The organism is Flavobacterium solisilvae (assembly GCF_012911605.1).
GTDB lineage: Bacteria > Bacteroidota > Bacteroidia > Flavobacteriales > Flavobacteriaceae > Flavobacterium > Flavobacterium solisilvae.
The window spans coordinates 1-232 of sequence record NZ_JAAMPT010000024.1 but is presented as its reverse complement, the minus strand read 5'-3'; the positions used below and the strand labels follow the sequence as shown (position 1 = coordinate 232).

The window sequence follows — 232 nt, the reverse complement described above, 5'->3', positions numbered from 1 at the left end:
TTTTTAAAAATCTATTTGTATGGTTATTTAAACGGTATTCGTAGTTCGAGACGATTAGAAAAAGAGTGTCTTCGCAATATTGAATTGCAATGGCTTTTAGAAGCTATTTGTCCAAATTATCACAGTATTGCTGACTTTAGAAAAGACAACCCCAAAGCACTAAAACAACTCTTCAAACTGTTTGTTAGTTTTTTAAAAGACGCCGAATTAATTGCAGGCGAAACCATCGCTA

General features: G+C 33.2%; 1 protein-coding gene. It reads left to right on the top strand.

The annotated features are described in order from the left end of the window. A partial coding sequence (locus G6042_RS00110; protein WP_169522298.1) for a transposase occupies positions 1-232 on the top strand: 232 nt, incomplete at both ends.